General features: G+C 42.9%; 15 protein-coding genes and 1 other annotated feature. Of the genes, 8 read left to right on the top strand and 7 right to left on the bottom strand.

Annotated elements, in window-relative coordinates; all coding sequences use genetic code 11:
• Nucleotides 1-11: 11 nt before the first annotated feature.
• From prdA to AC1MBV_RS13745, 4 genes are read left to right on the top strand one after another with little or no spacing between them, the layout of a single operon-like run.
• Nucleotides 12-1,727, top strand: a complete 1,716-nt coding sequence (gene prdA / locus AC1MBV_RS13760) for a D-proline reductase (dithiol) proprotein PrdA (protein ID WP_480948515.1) — start codon at nt 12-14, stop codon at nt 1,725-1,727.
• Nucleotides 1,682-1,939 carry a CBO2463/CBO2479 domain-containing protein gene (locus AC1MBV_RS13755; protein WP_480948514.1) on the top strand — a complete coding sequence of 86 codons (258 nt, stop codon included), beginning with the start codon at nt 1,682-1,684 and terminating at the stop codon, nt 1,937-1,939. The genes prdA and AC1MBV_RS13755 overlap by 46 nt, the downstream gene beginning before the upstream one ends.
• A gap of 54 nt (nt 1,940-1,993) precedes the next feature.
• Nucleotides 1,994-2,719, top strand: a complete 726-nt coding sequence (gene prdB / locus AC1MBV_RS13750; RefSeq protein WP_480948513.1) for a D-proline reductase (dithiol) protein PrdB — start codon at nt 1,994-1,996, stop codon at nt 2,717-2,719.
• 40 nt (nt 2,720-2,759) lie between these two features.
• Nucleotides 2,760-3,998 (top strand): aspartate aminotransferase family protein, encoded by a 1,239-nt coding sequence (locus AC1MBV_RS13745; protein ID WP_480948512.1) that lies wholly within the window; start codon nt 2,760-2,762, stop codon nt 3,996-3,998.
• Nucleotides 3,999-4,227: 229 nt separating this feature from the next.
• On the opposite strand, the gene AC1MBV_RS13740 is transcribed toward AC1MBV_RS13745, so the two are convergent.
• Both AC1MBV_RS13740 and AC1MBV_RS13735 read right to left on the bottom strand, forming a co-directional pair.
• A complete protein-coding gene (locus AC1MBV_RS13740) occupies nt 4,228-4,437 on the bottom strand; it encodes a helix-turn-helix domain-containing protein (RefSeq protein ID WP_480948511.1) in 210 nt (69 codons plus the stop codon).
• Between the two features lie 10 nt (nt 4,438-4,447).
• Nucleotides 4,448-4,927: a DUF2975 domain-containing protein gene (locus AC1MBV_RS13735; protein ID WP_255749228.1), complete on the bottom strand. Its 480-nt coding sequence runs from the start codon at nt 4,925-4,927 to the stop codon at nt 4,448-4,450.
• A gap of 364 nt (nt 4,928-5,291) precedes the next feature.
• Between AC1MBV_RS13735 and AC1MBV_RS13730 the strand changes: the two genes are divergently transcribed.
• Nucleotides 5,292-6,305 (top strand): hypothetical protein, encoded by a 1,014-nt coding sequence (locus AC1MBV_RS13730; RefSeq protein ID WP_480948510.1) that lies wholly within the window; start codon nt 5,292-5,294, stop codon nt 6,303-6,305.
• 222 nt (nt 6,306-6,527) lie between these two features.
• Here AC1MBV_RS13730 and hisC read toward each other — a convergent pair whose 3' ends face one another.
• Nucleotides 6,528-7,583, bottom strand: coding sequence for a histidinol-phosphate transaminase (hisC, locus tag AC1MBV_RS13725; RefSeq protein WP_480948509.1), 1,056 nt, complete (start codon nt 7,581-7,583; stop codon nt 6,528-6,530).
• A gap of 224 nt (nt 7,584-7,807) precedes the next feature.
• Between hisC and AC1MBV_RS13720 the strand changes: the two genes are divergently transcribed.
• Both AC1MBV_RS13720 and AC1MBV_RS13715 read left to right on the top strand, forming a co-directional pair.
• Entirely contained in the window at nt 7,808-8,134 is a 327-nt protein-coding gene (locus AC1MBV_RS13720; protein ID WP_480948508.1) for a YnfA family protein, read from the top strand.
• Nucleotides 8,135-8,368: 234 nt separating this feature from the next.
• A complete protein-coding gene (locus tag AC1MBV_RS13715; RefSeq protein ID WP_480948507.1) occupies nt 8,369-11,290 on the top strand; it encodes a PAS domain S-box protein in 2,922 nt (973 codons plus the stop codon).
• 125 nt (nt 11,291-11,415) lie between these two features.
• Here the strand turns inward: AC1MBV_RS13715 and AC1MBV_RS13710 are convergent, their stop codons facing one another.
• Nucleotides 11,416-12,603, bottom strand: coding sequence for a metal-dependent hydrolase family protein (locus tag AC1MBV_RS13710; RefSeq protein WP_480948506.1), 1,188 nt, complete (start codon nt 12,601-12,603; stop codon nt 11,416-11,418).
• Between the two features lie 25 nt (nt 12,604-12,628).
• A complete protein-coding gene (locus AC1MBV_RS13705; RefSeq protein ID WP_255749710.1) occupies nt 12,629-13,816 on the bottom strand; it encodes a hypothetical protein in 1,188 nt (395 codons plus the stop codon).
• Nucleotides 13,817-14,029: 213 nt separating this feature from the next.
• Nucleotides 14,030-14,250, top strand: a binding site (T-box leader).
• A gap of 40 nt (nt 14,251-14,290) precedes the next feature.
• Between AC1MBV_RS13705 and thrS the strand changes: the two genes are divergently transcribed.
• The gene (thrS, locus tag AC1MBV_RS13700; protein WP_480948505.1) at nt 14,291-16,219 is read left to right on the top strand and encodes a threonine--tRNA ligase; all 1,929 of its coding nucleotides are present in this window, start codon (nt 14,291-14,293) and stop codon (nt 16,217-16,219) included.
• A gap of 1,359 nt (nt 16,220-17,578) precedes the next feature.
• Here thrS and AC1MBV_RS13695 read toward each other — a convergent pair.
• Both AC1MBV_RS13695 and AC1MBV_RS13690 read right to left on the bottom strand, forming a co-directional pair.
• Nucleotides 17,579-18,571, bottom strand: coding sequence for an acyltransferase family protein (locus AC1MBV_RS13695; protein ID WP_480948504.1), 993 nt, complete (start codon nt 18,569-18,571; stop codon nt 17,579-17,581).
• Between the two features lie 815 nt (nt 18,572-19,386).
• Nucleotides 19,387-19,863: an RpiB/LacA/LacB family sugar-phosphate isomerase gene (locus AC1MBV_RS13690; RefSeq protein ID WP_480948503.1), complete on the bottom strand. Its 477-nt coding sequence runs from the start codon at nt 19,861-19,863 to the stop codon at nt 19,387-19,389.
• Nucleotides 19,864-19,902: the final 39 nt, after the last annotated feature.

Below are 19,902 nucleotides of genomic sequence, written 5' to 3'. Positions count from 1 at the left end.
GGAGAATGCACATGTCTATTACTTTTGAAACAGCCAAACAGCATCAGAATGATCCCGCAGTCCTCTGTTGTTTAAGAACAAAAGGTACGGTGATCTCCGCTTCCGATTTGGAAGATCCATCTATTTTTCCTGATCTGGAAGAATCCGGCCTTCTGACGTTTCCGGAGCATGCCCTCACGATTGGTCAGGTATTGGGTGCGACTCTGGAGCAGGATGCGGATTCCATGACACCGCTCACTCCAGAATTGGTCAGTCATTTTTTGGAAAATCCAAAAAATGAATCGGAATCGCAAAAAATAACGACGTCCACATTCACAGATGAAGATCCAACTCGTGAAACACAGGTCATCCGATTCAACATCGATAAACTTGTCGGACAAATTGAATTGCCCACAGGACTCAACGTTAACGCCTTGCCCTTTGCAACAGCCCCTAGTAAAAAGGCGGAGGATAAAGTCATCCGTACTTTAACACAGAGAGCATATCCGGTTGAACAGGTGTGCGTGGGAGAAGAAACTACATTTAAAGATAAGGTTCTGACCATTCGTGAAGCGTTATGTAAGGAATCCCTAAAAGCAGATCCTTTAGTCAAAAATGTCGAATTGGACATTATTCGCCCTGAAGATCGTCATGTCTACTCCAATACGATTATGGACGTCATTCCGATTGGAACAAAGGTTGAGGGAATTCTTGGCGAGGGCATAACCAATGTGATGAACGGTGTTGTCGTTGTTCTGACCGGTGTTGATGAAAAAGGTATCCAGGTGCATGAATTCGGTTCCTGCGAAGGCTATCTGGATGAAAAAATCCGTTTTGGTCGTCCGGGCAGCCCGGATCTTGAAGATATTATGATTCGCGTCAATGTGACGGTTCAAGAAAATACCGGAATGGAACGTCGGGGACCATATGCGGCACACAAAGCTTGTGACTACATTATTCAAGAAATTCGTGATGTCTTAAAAGAAGTTTCGGCTGATGCTTCAGCCGATCAGAAAATATTCCGTGATTGGAAAAAGTCCGGCAAGCCACGTGTCATTCTTGTTAAGGAAATTATGGGGCAGGGCGCGATGCACGATAATGTGCTTCTGCCTAACGAACCTGCAGGAGTCATCGGCGGACGGCGCAATGTTGATCTTGGAAATGTACCTGTTGTGCTTTCACCGAATGAGGTCCGTGACGGCGGTATTCATGCGTTGACCTGCATCGGACCGGCGACCAAAGAAGTCACTCGTCACTATTTCCGTGAACCACTCGTCAATCTGATGGCTGAAGACGATGAGATTGATCTAGCAGGCGTTGTCTTTATTGGCAGTCCGCAAGTGAATGACGAAAAATCCTATGTCTCCGCTCGTCTCGGCGCACTTGCTGAAGCACTTGACGTCGAGGGTGCCATCGTCACGACAGAAGGCTTCGGCAATAACCACATTGACTTTGCGGAGAATATTGAACAAATTGGCCGTCGCGGTATCCATGTTGTCGGTGTCTCCTTCTGTGCTTATCAAGGACAATTGGTTGTTGGCAATAAATACATGGATGCAATGGTTGAACTCAATAAGGACCCGGAAGGCTTTGAAAATGAAATTCTTGCCGACAGTACCATTTGCCCATCGGACGCTGAGCGAGCGTTGGTTATGTTGAAAACGAAAATGGCCGGTATTCCGATTGAATCGGCAAACCGCAAATGGTCTCAGAAAGTTATCGACGCAAACGAGCAATTGATTCCATAAACGGACAAGGATGTGCGAGCAGCATGGATTATGAATTGACACCTAAGCTTTTACCGGGAACCATTCTCGAAGTCACTGAACGTGATGTCAAAGTCACCTTGAAAGGGCGCATGGGAATTATTCAAGTGCCCTTAAGATCGGTCATCTCGGATCATGCGTTGCAAGTGGGCCAAACGATCCAAGTTTACCTCAGTTATATTCAGGTTGTCTGAGTATCTAAGGCAATCTTGTCAACAACGAAATCAATTTTTAAGGGGGACATAACAATGTCATTGACAACAGTAAGAGGGCTTAAATCTGAAATCTATGTTCCGATTACGCCTTCACCGGTGTGGTCGTCGTTAGACAAACCTTTGAGTGAATGCACGGTTGCCTTTTGCACGGCAGGCGGTGTGCATTTGAAATCACAGAAACGATTCATTCTCTCCGGTGATTACTCGTTTCGCGAAATCCCATCCGATACGCCTGCTTCCGAATTGATGGTCAGTCATGGCGGATTTGATAACAGCGATGTGAATAAGGATATCAATTCGATGTTTCCCATCGACCGGCTCCATGAACTCGAACGTGAGGGCTTTATCGGCAAAGTTGCACCGGTTCTGTTTGGATTTATGGGCGGAGGCGGCAATGTGAATAAATTTAAAGAGGAAACCGGTCCTGCTATTGCCCAAATTTTAAAAAGAGAAGGCGTGGACATCGCGGTGTTTACGGGAGGCTGCGGCACCTGTCATCGTTCTGCAACGATAGTGCAACGCGCGGTCGAAGCAGTTGGTATCTCGACAATCATCATCGCGGCGCTTCCGCCGATTGCCAAGCAGCAAGGGGCACCGCGTATCACTGCGCCCCATGTTCCGATTGGATCCAATGCCGGAGAACCCAATAATACCGCGATGCAAACTGCTATTTTAAAAGATACATTGGTTCAGGTCGAAGAAATGACGACATTTGGGCAAATGAAAACCTTGCCTTATGAATACCGACAGAATGTATGAAAACAATTGAGTTTAATTTGGAGAAAGAAGGAGAGGTATCATGAAACTATCCGATGTGCAAAAGACGCCTGAAGAAATTAAGGCACTGACAAAAAAATATATGATCGAAACCTATGAGCGGTATGATTTCATCGCGCAGAGTGCCAAAGGGATGTACCTGTATGATGAAAACGGCGAAGCTTATTTGGATTTCTACGGCGGTATTGCGGTCAACAGCGCGGGAAACTGCAATGAGAAAGTCGTCGCTGCTGTTCGTGATCAGGTTGGCGATATCATGCATACATTCAACTATCCTTATACTGTTCCTCAAGCTCTGCTCGCCGAATTAGTTTGTCAAACCTTGCAGATGGATAAGATTTTCTTTCAGAGTACAGGGACCGAAGCAAATGAAGCGATGATTAAAATGGCGCGCAAATACGGTGTCGAAAACTATGGCCCAAACAAGTATCACATCATTACAGCAATAGGAAGCTTCCATGGCAGAACCTACGGGGCGATGTCCGCGACCGGTCAGCCGGATAATGCCTGCCAGATCGGATTCAAGCCGGTCGTTCCCGGTTTCAGTTATGCCGAATTTAATAATGTTGATGATTTTCGAGCAAAAGTTACGGAGGATACCATTGCGATTATGCTTGAGCCGATTCAGGGTGAAGGCGGCGTGACACCTGCGACTCCGGAATTCATGGACGGCATCGCTGCGTTATGCAAGGAGAATGGCCTGCTGCTTTTGTTTGATGAAGTGCAGTGCGGATGGTGTCGGAGCGGGAAAACGATGGCCTATATGGACTATGGCGTCAAACCAGACATTGTTTCGATGGCGAAAGCGATGGGCGGCGGCATGCCAATCTCCGCGATCTGTGCTTCCGAGGAAGTATCAAAGGCTTTCTCGATGGGATCGCACGGAACGACCTTCGGCGGGAATCCGGTTTGTTGCGCGGCGGCTTACGCTGAAATTAAAGAACTATTGGATCGGGATCTCGCGGGCAACGCCGAAGCGGTTGGGCGTTATTTGGTAGAAAAGTTAAAGACGCTCCCTCATGTAAAGGAAGTGAGAGGCAAGGGTCTGATGATCGGTATTGAATTTGACTCACCAATCGGTCACGATGTGAAACACGAATGCCTTGATCGGAAAATGCTCGTCACCCTCATCGGAGACCGTGTCATTCGATTGATCCCGCCACTCATTGCAACCAAAGAGAACTGCGATCAGGCGTATGCGATTCTGCGAGACGCTGCCACAGCAGCAACGAACGTGATGAGTGACCAAGGGGTAATGTAAATTTTTTTAATTGGGGTATTTTTCATGTTTCTCCTTGTTACCTTTATGAGCAGCAATTGCAAGGTTTTCAGCTGCTTTAACAAAATAGTGAATCATGTACGGTTTATGCATACAAATAAGGCAGAAATAAGAATTTCTGCCTTATTTGTATTTTTAATTTCGACCTCAAGAAGTATAAACGCCTCATTACTGGTCAATGATTTCAAGTCTATTTTTTAGAATGAACTTATTAGTTTTCATTTTTGTATTCCAAAATATCTCCGGGCTGACAGTCTAAAGCCTTACAGATTCCTTCCAAAGTTGAAAAACGAATGGCTTTTGCCTTTCCGTTCTTTAATATTGAAAGATTAGCCATGGTCACGCCGACTTTTTCAGAGAGCTCGGTGACACTCATTTTTCTTTTTGCCAGCATGACATCCAAATGAATGATAATCGCCATGTGATTCACCTCAGATCGTTAAGTCATTTTCTGATTTTATATCGATGGCGTTTTTTAAAAGCTTTTGAAGAACAGCGGCAAAGACTGCAACCACCATGCAGCCGAAAATGATGATTAGCCCGATGATGATCATCCCAGGTGAATCGTCTGCATCTGCCATCAGATAGATAAGTGGCATAAACACCACATAGAGGGCACCAATAATCACAGCACAGCGTTTGATAATCTTTAACGAAGCTACAGACAGTTCCGAAAATGCCTCGTTGTTGTCAATATACCTTAAAAGTCTTAACGTCTGGAACAGTGCGACGAAAAATATAATAGCTGTTGCGTATAATCCGATTAAAAAGGGATATTGCAAATAAGCCAACTTTGGATTTAATTCTGCAAAGAATGCAGTGATCTTAGGCAATACAAAGATACATAAAGCAAGAATAGGCAACCCCATAAGAAAAACGGAACACTTGAGAAAGAGGGTTTCTCGTTTCATAAAAAGCACCTCACACTTTTATTTGCCATTTGATTTTACCTCTCTTTTTATCGTTTATCAATAAATGTTTGTTAAAAGGCAATATATTACATCTCAGAGCAACATAGTTTGTAACAGCGTGGTTTACCCTCAATGCTTTTGCATCCGTATTATGCTGAATATGGAAATGTATATTTTTCCTGTGGTGACGATCGATTAAGTGAAACACTAGGAACGATTAAAAAGGATTTTCAATGCAATTGATTGATGTGCAAAGAGAAACATATATCCTGTGCGAGGATGTTTGTGAATTATCCTCAAATTGAAAAAGAAAAGCCAACGATATATGAGAAGCGGAGTGACAATAAAATGTCGAAATATTCACTTGTATCGTGGAGTTTTATTCTATTTAATGAAATTAAGAGAATCTGTAATTATAAAAATAGTAGTGGGTGTGAAATCTAATATGAACTTATCAACGTTTGATTTTGCTATTATTCGAAATTGGATGTACCGCAATGCTCGCCCTCTGGATCTAGCGAGATGGAAGTATCATTTTGAAGATGGTACTCAAGAAGATGTCCTAAATAGTTTATCTGTATATCAAAATCAGGATGGTGGGTTTGGTCATGCATTGGAGGCTGATTCATGGAATCCCAATTCAACACCAATTCAGACATCCACGGCTATGGAAATTCTTAGAGAGATTAATTTTGATGATCGTAATCATCCATTAATTAATGGAATACTGAAGTATTTAGAACGTGGAACTGATTTTAAGGACGGCAAGTGGGAAAATACCGTTTTGTCGAATAACGACTACCCGCACGCTCCATGGTGGCACACGGATTCAGATCGTGTGAGCCGAAAAGAGTATAACCCGACTGCTATTATTGCTGGATTTATTCTAGAATATGCGAGCAAGGGCAGCAACCTTTATTTAAGGGGGGGTAACATTGCACAAGAGCTGTCAAACTCTTTTTTGCAAAACCCACAACTAGAAATGCACCCACTTTTGTGTGTGACCCATATGCTTCGTTATATCGACAAAGCGAATCTAGAAAATCAATTTGACTATTCCAATTTGGTCGATGTGCTAAGTCGACAGATAACCGATTTGATAAAAAAAGACGTAAATAGCTGGAACGATTATGGTTGTAGCCCCTCCGTGTTTATCAAATCACCTGAAAGTTCTTTCTATAAGGGTAACGAAGACATTCTAGATAAAGAACTAGATTATATTATAAACACGAGAAACGCGGAAGGTATTTGGAATATAACATGGAACTGGAATAATTATATTAAGGAATTTGCAATAAGTGAAAATTGGTGGAAAGCGAATGTAGTTATTAAAAACATGCTACTGCTCCAGTCTTTTGGACGAATCGTAGAATCATAGAAATTTACTATTTTTCTAAAGTAGCTATATCACCCAGTACAACAGAAGATCCAAGGCCATGATTCACATAGAGTACTGACATTTCTTAGTTAACGAGGCTTATTACACAGGTGATCATGGGGAAACAGCCCTCCCGTCAGAACATGATTTTGAGTCATGCGCACCTGGTTAAACAAAAACACGGACTGGAATATCCCAGCCCGTGTTTGCTTTTCTTTTTTCTTATAAAATATCTTCTAACGCTTCGACAAGCTTGTCCATTTCTTCTTCGGTGCCAATTGTGATTCGCAAATAATTGGAAATGCGCGGTTGATTGAAGTAGCGCACCAGAACGCCATGTTCACGCATTGCGTGGAAGATGACTTCCGCAGCTACTATTTTATGGCTTGCAAAGATAAAGTTGGATTGTGACGGGACAATACTGAAGCCGATGGCCTGCAGTCGTGTGATCGTATGTTCACGTGTCGCAATAATCTTTTGAGCCATGTCGCGATAATAGGCGTCGTCATCAATCGCAGCGATGGCACCTGCCATCGCGAGACGATCGATCGTATAGGAGTTAAATGAATTCTTTACGGTATTAAGTCCGTTGATCAGATCCTTTTGCCCGAGAGCAAATCCGACGCGAATGCCTGCAAGCGAGGAATACTTTGACAGCGTCCGAACAACGAGGAGGTTCGGATAGTCGTTAATGAGCGGGACAACTGTGGTACCGCCAAAATCAATATAGGCTTCATCGATGATAACGACTTGATCTTTGTTCGCTTCCAAAATGTTCTTGATCGATTCAATCGGCAGACCACGACCGGTCGGTGCATTTGGATTTGGAATAACAGCGCCGCCGTTCGGCTCACAGAATGCATCCGTCGGCAACGTGAAATCGTCGTTCAGCGGAATAATTTTCGGACTCAAGGAGCACAGGTTCGCATACACCTTATAAAAGCTATAGGTAATATCGGCAAACGTGACCGGATTTTCAGCGGAGAAGAAGGTCATAAAGCTGAATGCAAGTACTTCGTCTGAGCCGTTCCCGATGAACACCTGATCGGCATCAAGCTGAAAATGGTCGGCAATTTTGCTCCTTAATGCATCGCAATTCGGATCCGGATATAACCGCAATTGATCATTTGCGGCTTCTTTGATTGCCGCCAATACGTTTGCTGATGGCGGATATGGGTTTTCATTTGTGTTTAGTTTGACATACTTTCGATCCTTAGGCTGTTCCCCCGGAACATACGGATCGAGATTCTGGGTAAATTGATTCCAATAATTACTCATGGCGCACCTCACTCAATTAATCAACTGCGTTAGTCAATACTTTTATTAAGACAGTTTTATTAGATTAGTGAACTTCTCTTTACTATTATGCCGTATTATTGAATAAAAGCAAAAAGAATTATTATAATTCCGACGAAGATCACAGGACGGACGCACGTGTTGCATTATAATAGAATTAAGTTTTTTTCGAAAAAGTCTAGTAATGAATTTAGGAGAATGGATAAATGGTACGTGCTATCTTTTTATTTCTCTGTGCCGGGTTGGCCGAAATTGGCGGCGGCTATTTAATCTGGCAGTGGCTAAGAGAAGGAAAATCAATATATTTTGGCCTTGCCGGCGGGGTCGTTTTGGCAGTCTATGGGGTCATCGCGACGTTACAGGCATTTCCCAATTTCGGCAGAGTATATGCAGCTTACGGCGGCGTGTTTATCGTTTTATCGCTCATTTGGGGCTGGGGTGTCGATCGTCATGCTCCGGATCTTTATGATTGGATCGGCGCATTTATATGTATCATCGGTGTCTCGGTGATTCTTCTTGGACCACGTCATTAATCACTTCAGGGCATTATTGTTCACTCTGAGCATGAGTTGTCGTACACTAATGATGAATTGCGGAGATTTAACATTCTGTGTCACTTTCCGATATACTTAATAACGACAATAGGATTAGATCGAAAGAACCACTTCATCTGAAAATTAACCTCCGAAGAGCATCCACAAAAGTACGGAAATTCTAAATAGATCGAGCAGAGACAGATAAAAGCAAAGGGTTATGGGGTTGAATAAATGACGACGATTGATGAAAAATTACCGATAGGCGTCGCATATCAAGAAATGATTCTTGATGCGGATGGTTATCCATATGATTTTGTTTTCTTAAAAACAAATGAGCAATTTAAGGAAATGCTCGGTTTGAAGCATGTGGAGATTTTGGGCAAACGTTTCTCTGAAGTCATGCCGCAAATTGGAAAAGATCAGTTTCATCATCTCCTTCAACAGCTTGCAGATGTGGCACTTCATGGTGGAACGAAGCTATTCGACATCACTTCAACGATTATGAGGCATCGCTATAAGATCTGTGAATATTCATTTGAAAAAAATAGATTTTGGACGAATATCGTTGATGCTTTTCCAAAACAAGAATCGTTTCTTGAATTGCAGAAACTTTCAGAAGTAAATAATGGAAATGACCAAGCATTTAGTCAAGCACTCGAACGTGTTCCGCTCGCAGTTACTATTGTCGCATTAAGCGGAAAGATTCTCTACTTAAATGATAAGGCTAAATCATTGTTTGATGTGGACGATTTTTTCATTCAGAACAAACAAGCGTACCATTTTTTTGCTAATGAGAAGGATAGTGAAACATTTATTAATCGGATTTCATTGCAAAAAGTTTCCCAGAGTGATGAAGTATTACTAAGAAAAAGTGATGGCACATTATTCTGGTCGAGATGCGATTCGATGCTGCTCACATACCATAGTGAACCGTGTATTTTATCTGTTCACCAGGACATTACAGAACAGAAGAATTTGGAGATGTCTGTTGTTAATAGTGAGGCCAATTACCATTTGCTCTTTGACAATGTGTCGGAAGCAATAGTTGTCGCACAAAACGGCTATGTGAAAATGTGTAATCACTATGTTCAAGAAATCACCAAATACAGCCAATCCTATCTCTTCTCCAGACCATTTGCAGACTTTATAGCGCCGCAAGATCGGGAACCTATAATGATCAATCATTATAAACAAATGAGTGGGAAACGAAACGGCTCGATCTCACGTTTTCGTATCTATACAGCTGATGGCGAGCTCCGGTGGATCGCGATGAAGTCGGTACGTATCGATTGGGAAGGCAAGCCGGCCAGCTTGAATTTTCTGAGTGACATCACGGATCAAAGGCAAATGGAAGAAGCTCTTAAATTAAGTGAGGAAAAATACAAGGTCATTTTTGAAAATTCTACTGAGGCTATATTTGTCATTCAAAACAATAGAATCCGGATTGCTAATCCAATGACAGTACGTACTTCCGGTTATTCATTAGAAGTACTCCTGAATACGGATTTTTCTCAGTTTATTTTGCCTGAGGACCGGAGTAAGTGTATTCTAGCTTACAAAAAAAGATTAGAAACCGATAACGAAAATTCAAAATTCAGATTGCGCATTGTAAAAAAAGACGGTTCCATTATTTGGACACAGGCAAGCGGCACAAGGATCAGTTGGGATGGGGAGCCGGCTGTGCAATACTTTGTTAACGACATTACGAATCAGGTTAAGGCGGAACAAGAACGAAAGAAAAGCGAAGAAAAGTATCGGTTGATTGCCGAATACGCATCCGATGTGATTTGGGTGTACAATTTTACCCATGAATTCTTCGAGTACATTAGCCCTTCGGTTAAAAATTTGCGGGGAATCACTCAGCGAGAAGCAGAAAATCTAAGCCTGGAGAAAACTTTTGCCCCGGACTCGCTACGCATTCTTAAGAATACAGTCAGAGAAAAGGCAGAAGCATTGCGTGAATATCAAGACAGGTCCAACACATTTATCAAAGAGCTGCAACAATATTGTGCCGATGGAAGCTTGATTTGGACGGAGGCATCCATTCGTCTGCGTTTTAACGAGAAACGAGAACTTGAAGTCATTGGTGTTTCACGCGAAATAGGGGAGAGAAAAAAATCAGAAGCGAATATTGCCTATTTAAGCTATCATGATCAATTGACGGGACTCTATAATCGACGATTCTATGATGAAGCGTTAAAGCGTTTGGAGCAGTCCGCAAATGATCCTTTAACCCTGGTGTTGGCTGATGTTAACGGGCTTAAGTTAACAAATGATGCATTCGGACATCAGGCAGGCGACGATCTTCTCATCCGCATTTCTCAAATTTTGAAAAAGGATAATGGAGCTGACGATATCATCGCACGCGTTGGCGGGGATGAATTTGTCATGCTTTGGCCGAATGTTGATGAGGCAGAAGCGGAACAGAGGATTGAGCGAATTCATCGTCATCTGCATGCAGCGAACAGTGTCCACCACACTGTTCTCTCTGTCTCATTTGGATGGGCGGTTCGCAAATCTGCCATAGAGACGATGACTTATATTTTTTCCGAGGCAGAGAATAACATGTATCAGCATAAACTGTTTGAAGGCAACAGTATGCGCAGCAGAACGATTAATATGATCACCAATACATTGTATGCGAAGCTCCCCTCAGAAGAGCGCCACGCGCAGAGGGTGAGCAGACTTTGCATGGAAATCGGCCGGAAATTGCACATGGATGCAAACGATTTGAATGAGTTGCGAACAGCGGGCCTGTTTCATGACATCGGGAAGATCACGATTGAAGATAGTTTGTTCAAAAAAGAACATCTGACCGAGTCAGAATGGGCACGTATTCGACTTCATCCGGAAAAAGGGTACCATATTTTAAAGTTATCCAATGAATTTATGAGCATATCCCAGTTTATCCTCTGCCACCATGAACGAATGGACGGGAAAGGCTACCCGCTTGGTTTAAAAGGCGAAGAGATTCCATTGCCTTCAAGAATTATCAGTGTTGTTGAGGCTTATGACTCTATGGTTACCGATCAGCCCTATCGACAAAAAATAGCGCAGCACAAAGCAATTGAAATTTTGAAAAAGAATGCGGGAACGCAATTTGATCCCGAGATCGTCGATTTGTTTGTTACAAAAGTGTTGGCTGCTGAGTAAAAATAGGTCTATAAAATCAGGACAGAGCTTGTTCAGTACTCAATTTTAAACGAAAAAAAGCCGAAGTATCGGAGCGGTTATCCGCACAATGCTTCGGCGTTAAGTATTCATAAATTCGGTTTAAATCAGAGAATTTCTTTGCCCTTTTTAAAGACGCGTTTTTCTTCTTGAACACTTTTGATATCGTCAAGCGGATTTCCATCGAGAACGATGAAGTCTGCAAATTTTCCCGCTTCAAGGGTGCCGAACTCATTGTCAATTTTCAGCAGTCGAGCACCATTGACGGTTGCCGCTTGCAGTGTCTGAAGCGGTGTGCAGCCTGCCTCGACCATGAGTTGGAGTTCGAATGCCGAGTCGTTCCTAAAATCATTGTTCGGTGTTCCGGCATCGGTCCCCATCGCCAGCTTGACTCCTGCCTTGGCAGCCTTACTGATACTCTCAATATGTGCTTTTTTCACTTCCCGCGCGACGTCAAGCATGAAATCGGGAACTTGTCCCTCGCCGCGATCAGAGATCCCGTAAACAGCAATTAATGTCGGAACGATAAATGTATCTTTCTCAAGAAACATTTGGATCGCCTCGTCATCAAGATAAAAAGCGTGTTCGACTGAATCAACACCTGCGCGCAGTGCATTTTTAATTCCTTCGGTTCCTTGGGCGTGTGCATTAGCGGTTCTGCCTTTGTGGTGTGCTTCAAGAACAGCGGCACGCATCTCTTCTTCGGTCAGCTGAACATCGTCAGGAGATTCGCCACCGAATGAAACACCGCCGGTTGCCATCAATTTAATATTGTCGGCACCATTCTTCAAGGCACTACGTGCTGCCTTCCGTGCCTCGTCAGGGCTGTCCACTTCGTAGCCGATGGTGCAAAAGTGGCCCCCGGTCATCGCAAGCGGGCGTCCTGATGCACAGATACCCGGTGACAGAATGTGGCCTCCCTTTTCCAGCTTCGAAAGTTCAATATCGACGTCAAAGTCTGCGCCTACATCGCGAATATAGGTGACGCCATGCTTCAAAAGATCTTGCAGATTATCAAGTGCGATCTTCGTTGCAAGAATCGGTGTCAATTTAGGCGATCCAAGCGGTTCGAGCTTTCCGGATACATCAGAAGTGATATGTGTATGAGCATTAATCAGACCTGGCATGACGAATTTATTTCCCAGGTCAACGGTCCGGTCTGCTTTGGATGGGGCATTTGTCCCCGTCTCGACAATTTTTCCGGTTTCATCATCGACGACAAAATACGCATTAGGTTCGAAGCGGTCTGTGATTCCGTCAAACAGCGCAAAATGATGATAAAGTGTTTTTGACATTGCAGTAGCCCCTCTCACTTAAGCATTAGATTAATTTCAAAAATATTGAAGCGATAATTACCGAAGCAATGGATACAGTAGCAAATCCGCCAACCAGCATTTTCGGAAGAATATTTTCAAGAAGATATTCTTCTTCATCCGACGTGCTTGAATTGTTTTTGCAAACTTCCGTAGTCAATATGTAGTCTGCAGGAAAACCAAATAGTGCGGTGAGTGAGCAAGCGAATGCCATCGGTCTGCTCATTCCAAACGGTTTTGCGAGAATAAGAGATGCTAGATACATTCCTAGTATACCAAGAATAATTAAAACAACAATCTGAATAATGATCTGTGCCAACATGGATGGTGTTGTCAGATTAAGCTGTGAAAAGACATAGGCTAACAGTCCGTAAATCAACCAATTAAAAACGCCTGCACGATTTAACGCATTGGTTTCAAGAATACCGAGTTGATGTGCGATCACACCGAAAATGAGACAAATGACAAATGAATTAATGATGCCGTGCATTAATTGAGCGACATACAGACTAAGGAGCGCGACCAGTGCGACACGGACAAGGATAAATGCAGAGGTTTGATAATCGTCCGGAAGCCCGAAAATACGTTTCTCCGATGCACTGTTCGTACCGTTCATTGTCATTTTTTGACGGTTCGGGTCTAGTGTGATTGATTCGGTACGGAACTTATTGATCAAACGCTGACTTTCTTTTTTCAGCATCATTGATGTAATTGGGTAGCCGATCAGACTGTGGGTAATGAACATGGAAACCGGAAGTGCGACCAGGGTAGTAATTCCGGCGGCTTTAAGTCCGTCGGTCATCAAGAGTGCAGCAACCAGTCCGCCGGTCAGTGGAGGAACAGCGGCAACGACTGTATGCCAATCGAAAATTAGAGTGCCGATGGTCAAGGTGAAAAGAATGGTCCCACAGACACCTAGAAGGGCAATGGCTACGGCTTTCCACTGAGCAATAAGCTGTTTCAGGTTCATTAATGTGCCTAGATGTACTAGTAGTAGCGCGATGCAGATTTGAACAAACTCTGTATTGTAAGATGCTTGAGTGACGACATCCTTAGGAATAAAAGTCCAGAAGCCGATGATAAAAAGTACGGCTGTGACAAAGACGGATGGAATATAAGCTTTTGATGCAGTTGACACCCATTCTCCAATAAGCATGAAGAGCATGACTGCCAGAAAACAAAGTAAAAATGACATGATTGTGCCTCCCAAAGATGTAAAGTGTTTAATAAGTTAAAGTGTTAGTAAATGTTAACACCAGGTACCAATAAAATCAATAAGATATTTGCGTGATAATAATTTATTTTAGTTAAAATTTTATGAAGCAAGTTAACAAGTTGCTGATATTTATGGATACTTGCACTTCTGAGTCGAAACGCATACAATAAGGACATTAATAATAGTTAAAGTATAAAAGCGTTGAAGAGGACACGAGTTGTTGTGATCGTTCTCAGAGAGGGAAGCCTGCTGCGAACTTCCCAACGAAATACAATGAACTTACCACCTTGGAGCTTCAGCGATGAACGATGTAGTAGTCGCTGACGGCACAGCCGTTATCTGATCAAGTGTCGCGACCTCGCGCGGGTTGCGGAACAAGGGTGGAACCACGAGCTTAAACACTCGTCTCTTATTAGAGACGGGTGTTTTCTATTTTTCAAAGGAGTGAAAGTTATGTCATCCGTATCATTAACCTTTCCCGATCAATCGGTTCGGGAATTTCCAAAAGGCGTTACTGCGGAACAGGTCGCAGAATCAATCAGTTCAAGCCTCAAGAAAAAGGCAGTTGCAGGTAAAGTCAACGGCAATCTGTATGATTTGACCCGCCCGATTGAAGAAAATGCAACGCTTGAAATCGTCACACTGGACTCTGAAGATGGTCTGGAAATCATGCGTCACAGCTGTGCACACCTTTTGGCACAAGCATTAAGGCGGATCTATCCGGATGTTAAGTTAGGCATTGGTCCGGTAATCAAGAATGGCTTCTATTACGATGTTGATATGGAACATTCATTATCCAATGAAGATTTCCCTAAGATCGAAAAAGAAATGAAAAAAATTGTAAGTGAAAATCTGCCGATCGTGCGTAAGGAAGTCAGCCGCTCAGAAGCCATCGATCTTTTCAAGAGGCTTGATGACCATCTGAAGCTTGAGTTAATTCGCGACCTCCCTGAAGACGCGACGATCACGATCTATTCTCAAGGCGAATATGTTGATCTTTGCCGCGGACCGCATCTTCCGTCAACCGGCAAGATTAAAGTGTTCAAATTGATGAACGTATCCGGTGCTTACTGGCGTGGCAACAGCGATAATGAAATGCTGCAGCGTATTTACGGGACCGCATTCTTGAAGCAGAAGGATTTGGATGCACATCTTCATTTTCTTGAAGAAGCAGCAAAACGAGATCACCGCAAGCTGGGCAAACAGCTGGAATTGTTTATGTTCTCTGAAGAAGCACCTGGCATGCCGTTCTATTTGACCAATGGCCAAATCATCCGTACGGAATTGGAGAACTTCTCGCGTGAATTACAGCGCCAGGTGGATTACGACGAAGTGCGCACGCCATTAATGATGAATCAGAGACTGTGGGAAAACTCCGGCCACTGGGACCACTATCATGAAAATATGTATTTCACGAAAGTGGACGATGTGAACTATGCACTCAAACCAATGAACTGCCCCGGTCACATGTTGATTTATAAGGATACCTTGCATTCCTATCGCGATCTGCCGATTCGTATCGCAGAATTCGGTCAGGTGCACCGTCACGAATTGAGTGGCGCGCTGAACGGCATGTTGCGTGTTCGCACGTTCTGTCAGGACGATGCACATATCTTTGTTCGCCCGGATCAGATTGAAAGTGAAATCAAGAATATCTTCCAATTGATCGGTAAGATCTACAAAACATTTGGATTTGAATATACGGTGGAACTGTCAACCATGCCTGAAGATCACATGGGCAGCTTGGAATTGTGGCAGCAGGCAGAAGCAGGGTTAAAGCATGTACTTGAAGCGATTAATCAGCCGTATACGATCAATGCTGGCGACGGTGCATTCTATGGTCCGAAAATCGACTTCCATATTAAAGATGCCATCGGACGTGAACATCAATGTGCAACCATTCAGCTCGATTATCAAATGCCGGAGAAATTCGATCTTACGTACATTGATGAGAATAATGAAAAGGTACGCCCGGTCGTTATCCACCGCGCTGTTTACGGATCGCTTGACCGTTTCTTCGCCATCCTGATCGAGCACTTCGCCGGTGCGTTCCCAACTTGGCTTGCACCGACACAAGTGCAGTTTATTCCGGTCGCAGATGTGCATATTGACTATGTCAAGAAGCTTGTGACCGACATGAAAAAGGTCGGCATTCGTGCTCATGCCGATCTGCGCGGCGAGAAGCTTGGTTACAAGATTCGTGATGCTCAAACGCACAAGATTCCGTATATGCTGGTAATCGGTGATCAGGAAATCGAGCAAAATGCAGTGAATGTCCGTAAATACGGCGAACAGGATTCTAAGACAGTCGCCTATGATGTGTTCAAAGCGGATATTCTGAAGGAAATTAAGAACAGAGTTACTCCCGTTCCGAAGGCTTGATCAACGCAGATCAATTGAATAGAAGAGAGAAGCAGGTGGAGTGACTCCACCTGCTTTTTTTAGATGAAATTATTCAATGCACGAAAACCAAAGCTCAGAGCATAAATAGGAGTCCAGGCCAAGTCCATGCATGAAAACTGAAATTCAATGCACGAAAAGTAGGGATCAATGCACGAAAAGTAGGGATCAATGCACGAAAACCAAGGTTCAATGCACGAAAATCCCGGTTCAACGCATAAAAAAGAGTCCGAGCCAAGTCCATGCATGAAAACTGAAATTCAATGCACGAAAAGTAGGGATCAATGCACGAAAACCAAGGTTCAATGCACGAAAATCCCGGTTCAACGCATAAAAAAGAGTCCGAGCCAAGTCCATGCATGAAAACTGAAATTCAATGCACGAAAAGTAGGGATCAATGCACGAAAACCAAGGTTCAATGCACGAAAATCCCGGTTCAACGCATAAAAAAGAGTCCGAGCCAAGTCCATGCATGAAAACTGAAATTCAATGCACGAAAAGTAGGGATCAATGCACGAAAACCAAGGTTCAATGCACGAAAATCCCGGTTCAACGCATAAAAAAGAGTCCGAGCCAAGTCCATGCATGAAAACTGAAATTCAATGCACGAAAAGTAGGGATCAATGCACGAAAACCAAGGTTCAATGCACGAAAATCCCGGTTCAACGCATAAAAAAGAGTCCGAGCCAAGTCCATGCATGAAAACTGAAATTCAATGCACGAAAAGTAGGGATCAATGCACGAAAACCAAGGTTCAATGCACGAAAATCCCGGTTCAACGCATAAAAAAGAGTCCGAGCCAAGTCCATGCATGAAAACTGAAATTCAATGCACGAAAAGTAGGGATCAATGCACGAAAACCAAGGTTCAATGCACGAAAATCCCGGTTCAACGCATAAAAAAGAGTCCGAGCCAAGTCCATGCATGAAAACTGAAATTCAATGCACGAAAAGTAGGGATCAATGCACGAAAACCAAGGTTCAATGCACGAAAATCCCGGTTCAACGCATAAAAAAGAGTCCGAGCCAAGTCCATGCATGAAAACTGAAATTCAATGCACGAAAAGTAGGGATCAATGCACGAAAACCAAGGTTCAATGCACGAAAATCCCGGTTCAACGCATAAAAAAGAGTCCGAGCCAAGTCCATGCATGAAAACTGAAATTCAATGCACGAAAAGTAGGGATCAATGCACGAAAATCAAGGTTCAATGCACGAAATTTTCAATGCAACGTCCCCAATCTCATGAAGATTCGATACCTAAGTATCGAATCAGTTCTGTTTGTACGATCAAAATAAAAAATCTCCGATGTCGCTCGGAGATTTTCATCATCTTGTTTTGTTATTGCTGCAGATGAGGCATCTGAACTTCAATAATCGGTTTGGTAAACAGTCTGACAGGGCGGCTGGCGAGAAAATAACAGAGCGCAAGCGATGCAGCAAACAGAAATGAATATTGATATAAGTCTTGAATGTTGTCATAAATCGGGAACAAGACAAACGTTTTGATAAAAAATCCGTGAAGCAGATAGATGTACAATGTATTTTTTCCGAGTGTTGTAAAGGAAAATCGTTTCTTCGGAATCAACGCCATAAAAGCGAAAATCGTAATAAAGGATACGGTGTATACAGCAAGACGTGTGAGCCCGCCTTCCACATTCGACAGTCCAAATGCGTGATACGACGAATCATGCAGAACCCAGTCCTGAAGGTCTTTAGGGAAAATGAAATGACAGGCAAGGTAAACGCCCATTAATACAAATAGAGAGCTGATTCGAATGGAAGTACGCGTCAACAACTCTGTGAAATGCTCCTTCTTCAATAAATAGCCCAGATAGAAGAAGGGGAAGAATGCAAGTGTACGGGAAATGCTGTAGTCTGTCCCAAATGAATCTATGAAACCGGCACCGATACCCATCATGACTGCAATGGGAAAGCCGAGTTTTCCAAGCTTTGAGAACGGTATGATCATCAGCTTCCAGCACAACATACTAATTAAAAACCAAAGTGTCCAGTGCGGGGACACTAAATCAATTTTAAAGGCTTTTGTATATCCGGTCACATAATAGAAATAGGAATAAATAATCTGGAAAATTAAGTATGGAGTAATCATCTTTATGATCGAGTTTTTCACATAACCTTGCTTGTTGAAATGCTTCGAAAAGAAGCCTGAGATAAGGATGAACGCAGGCATATGGAATAAAAAGATGAACGTGTACAGTGAATAAATCTCAGGTATATCGGATTTAAGATTCGTTAGGCTGTGTCCGAAAACGACAAGCAAGATTAAGAAGAATTTGGCGTTATCAAAATAACTGTCTCTGATTTTCGTCATCAGTTTCTTCTCTCCCTTTTGATTAATGATCATTAGAAAACTTGGCTTCGCCAAGACTCTGACGAAAGCGAAGACTTAGTTGCACTTACACTAAATTCCTCTAAATCTTTATACTTTCTTATTTGTGTTAGAAAACTTGGCTTCGCCAAGCCTCTGACGAAGGCGAAGACTTAGTTGCACTTACACTAAATTCCTCTAAATCTTTATACTTTCTTATTTGTGTTAGAAAACTTGGCTTCGCCAAGCCTCTGACGAAGGCGAAGACTTAGTTGCACTTACACTAAATTCCTCTAAATCTTTATACTTTCTTATTTGTGTTAGAAAACTTGGCTTCGCCAAGCCTCTGGCGGAGCTGAAAACTTAGTTGCACTTACACTTCCCTAATTCTTTATACCCTCTTAATGTAAAAAGTTCGTTTCCTTTTGCGTCAAAAATGCGGTTGTCATGAAGTGTTGATGCGAATGCAAAAAGGATGTAACACTGTAACATACGGTCAATGGATTCAACTGTTTCTACGGTTATTTTCACAATGAAACTTTAATATTTGATTAAAAAATGGGTGCCGTATAGACTAAAATTTCGCGCAAAAAAACTCCTTAAGTATCCCTTGCCTTTGCTACGGATCAGTTCCGAAGCGAAGAGAAATTAAGAAGTAAGCTATGCTATAGCACATTTAAATAATGGGTTCAATCCGCCTAAGCGCATTAAATCTAAATTGCATTTTTCACGAGAATAGCGGAGGGTTCTTAACCATTCAATGATGAATAACGAAAAAAAACAGCCTCGGTGAGAGGCTGTTTTTGACTGAACGATTTTCAGATTTCGGATAGTTTTTTTAGGTGTTTCTCGGAAATAGCCTGAACCTTTTTAATCCGGTTCGTGTATTTCTCGATGCCGCTCAGTACATCGGTATGCATCCATACATTGACGATTTCCAGAGCGATTCCTGAACCGATGATTTTTCCACCAATGCATAGCACATTGCTGTCAGTGTGCTGACGGGCAAGCTTTGCACAGAACGGATCTTGACAAACAGCGGCATTCAAACCATAGATTCGGTTTGCGATCAGTGCACTCCCATATCCGACGCCGTCGACAAAGATGCCACGGTCTGCTTCGCCTTTTGCGACTGCGAGCGATGCGGGATAGACGTAGTCGGACAGATCGCAGGATTCCTTGCTGTCTGTACCGAAATCAATCACTTCATGGCCTTCGTTTTCGAGCCAAGCTTTAATTTCGCCTTTTAATTCATAGCCGGCGTGGTCACTTGCCATTGCAATTTTCACATTCATACCTCCAAGGGATTAACGATCATATTTAGTCTTTCAATC

The organism is Sporolactobacillus sp. PKPK-6, from assembly GCF_056678885.1.
This window is presented reverse-complemented; position numbering and strand designations above follow the sequence as displayed.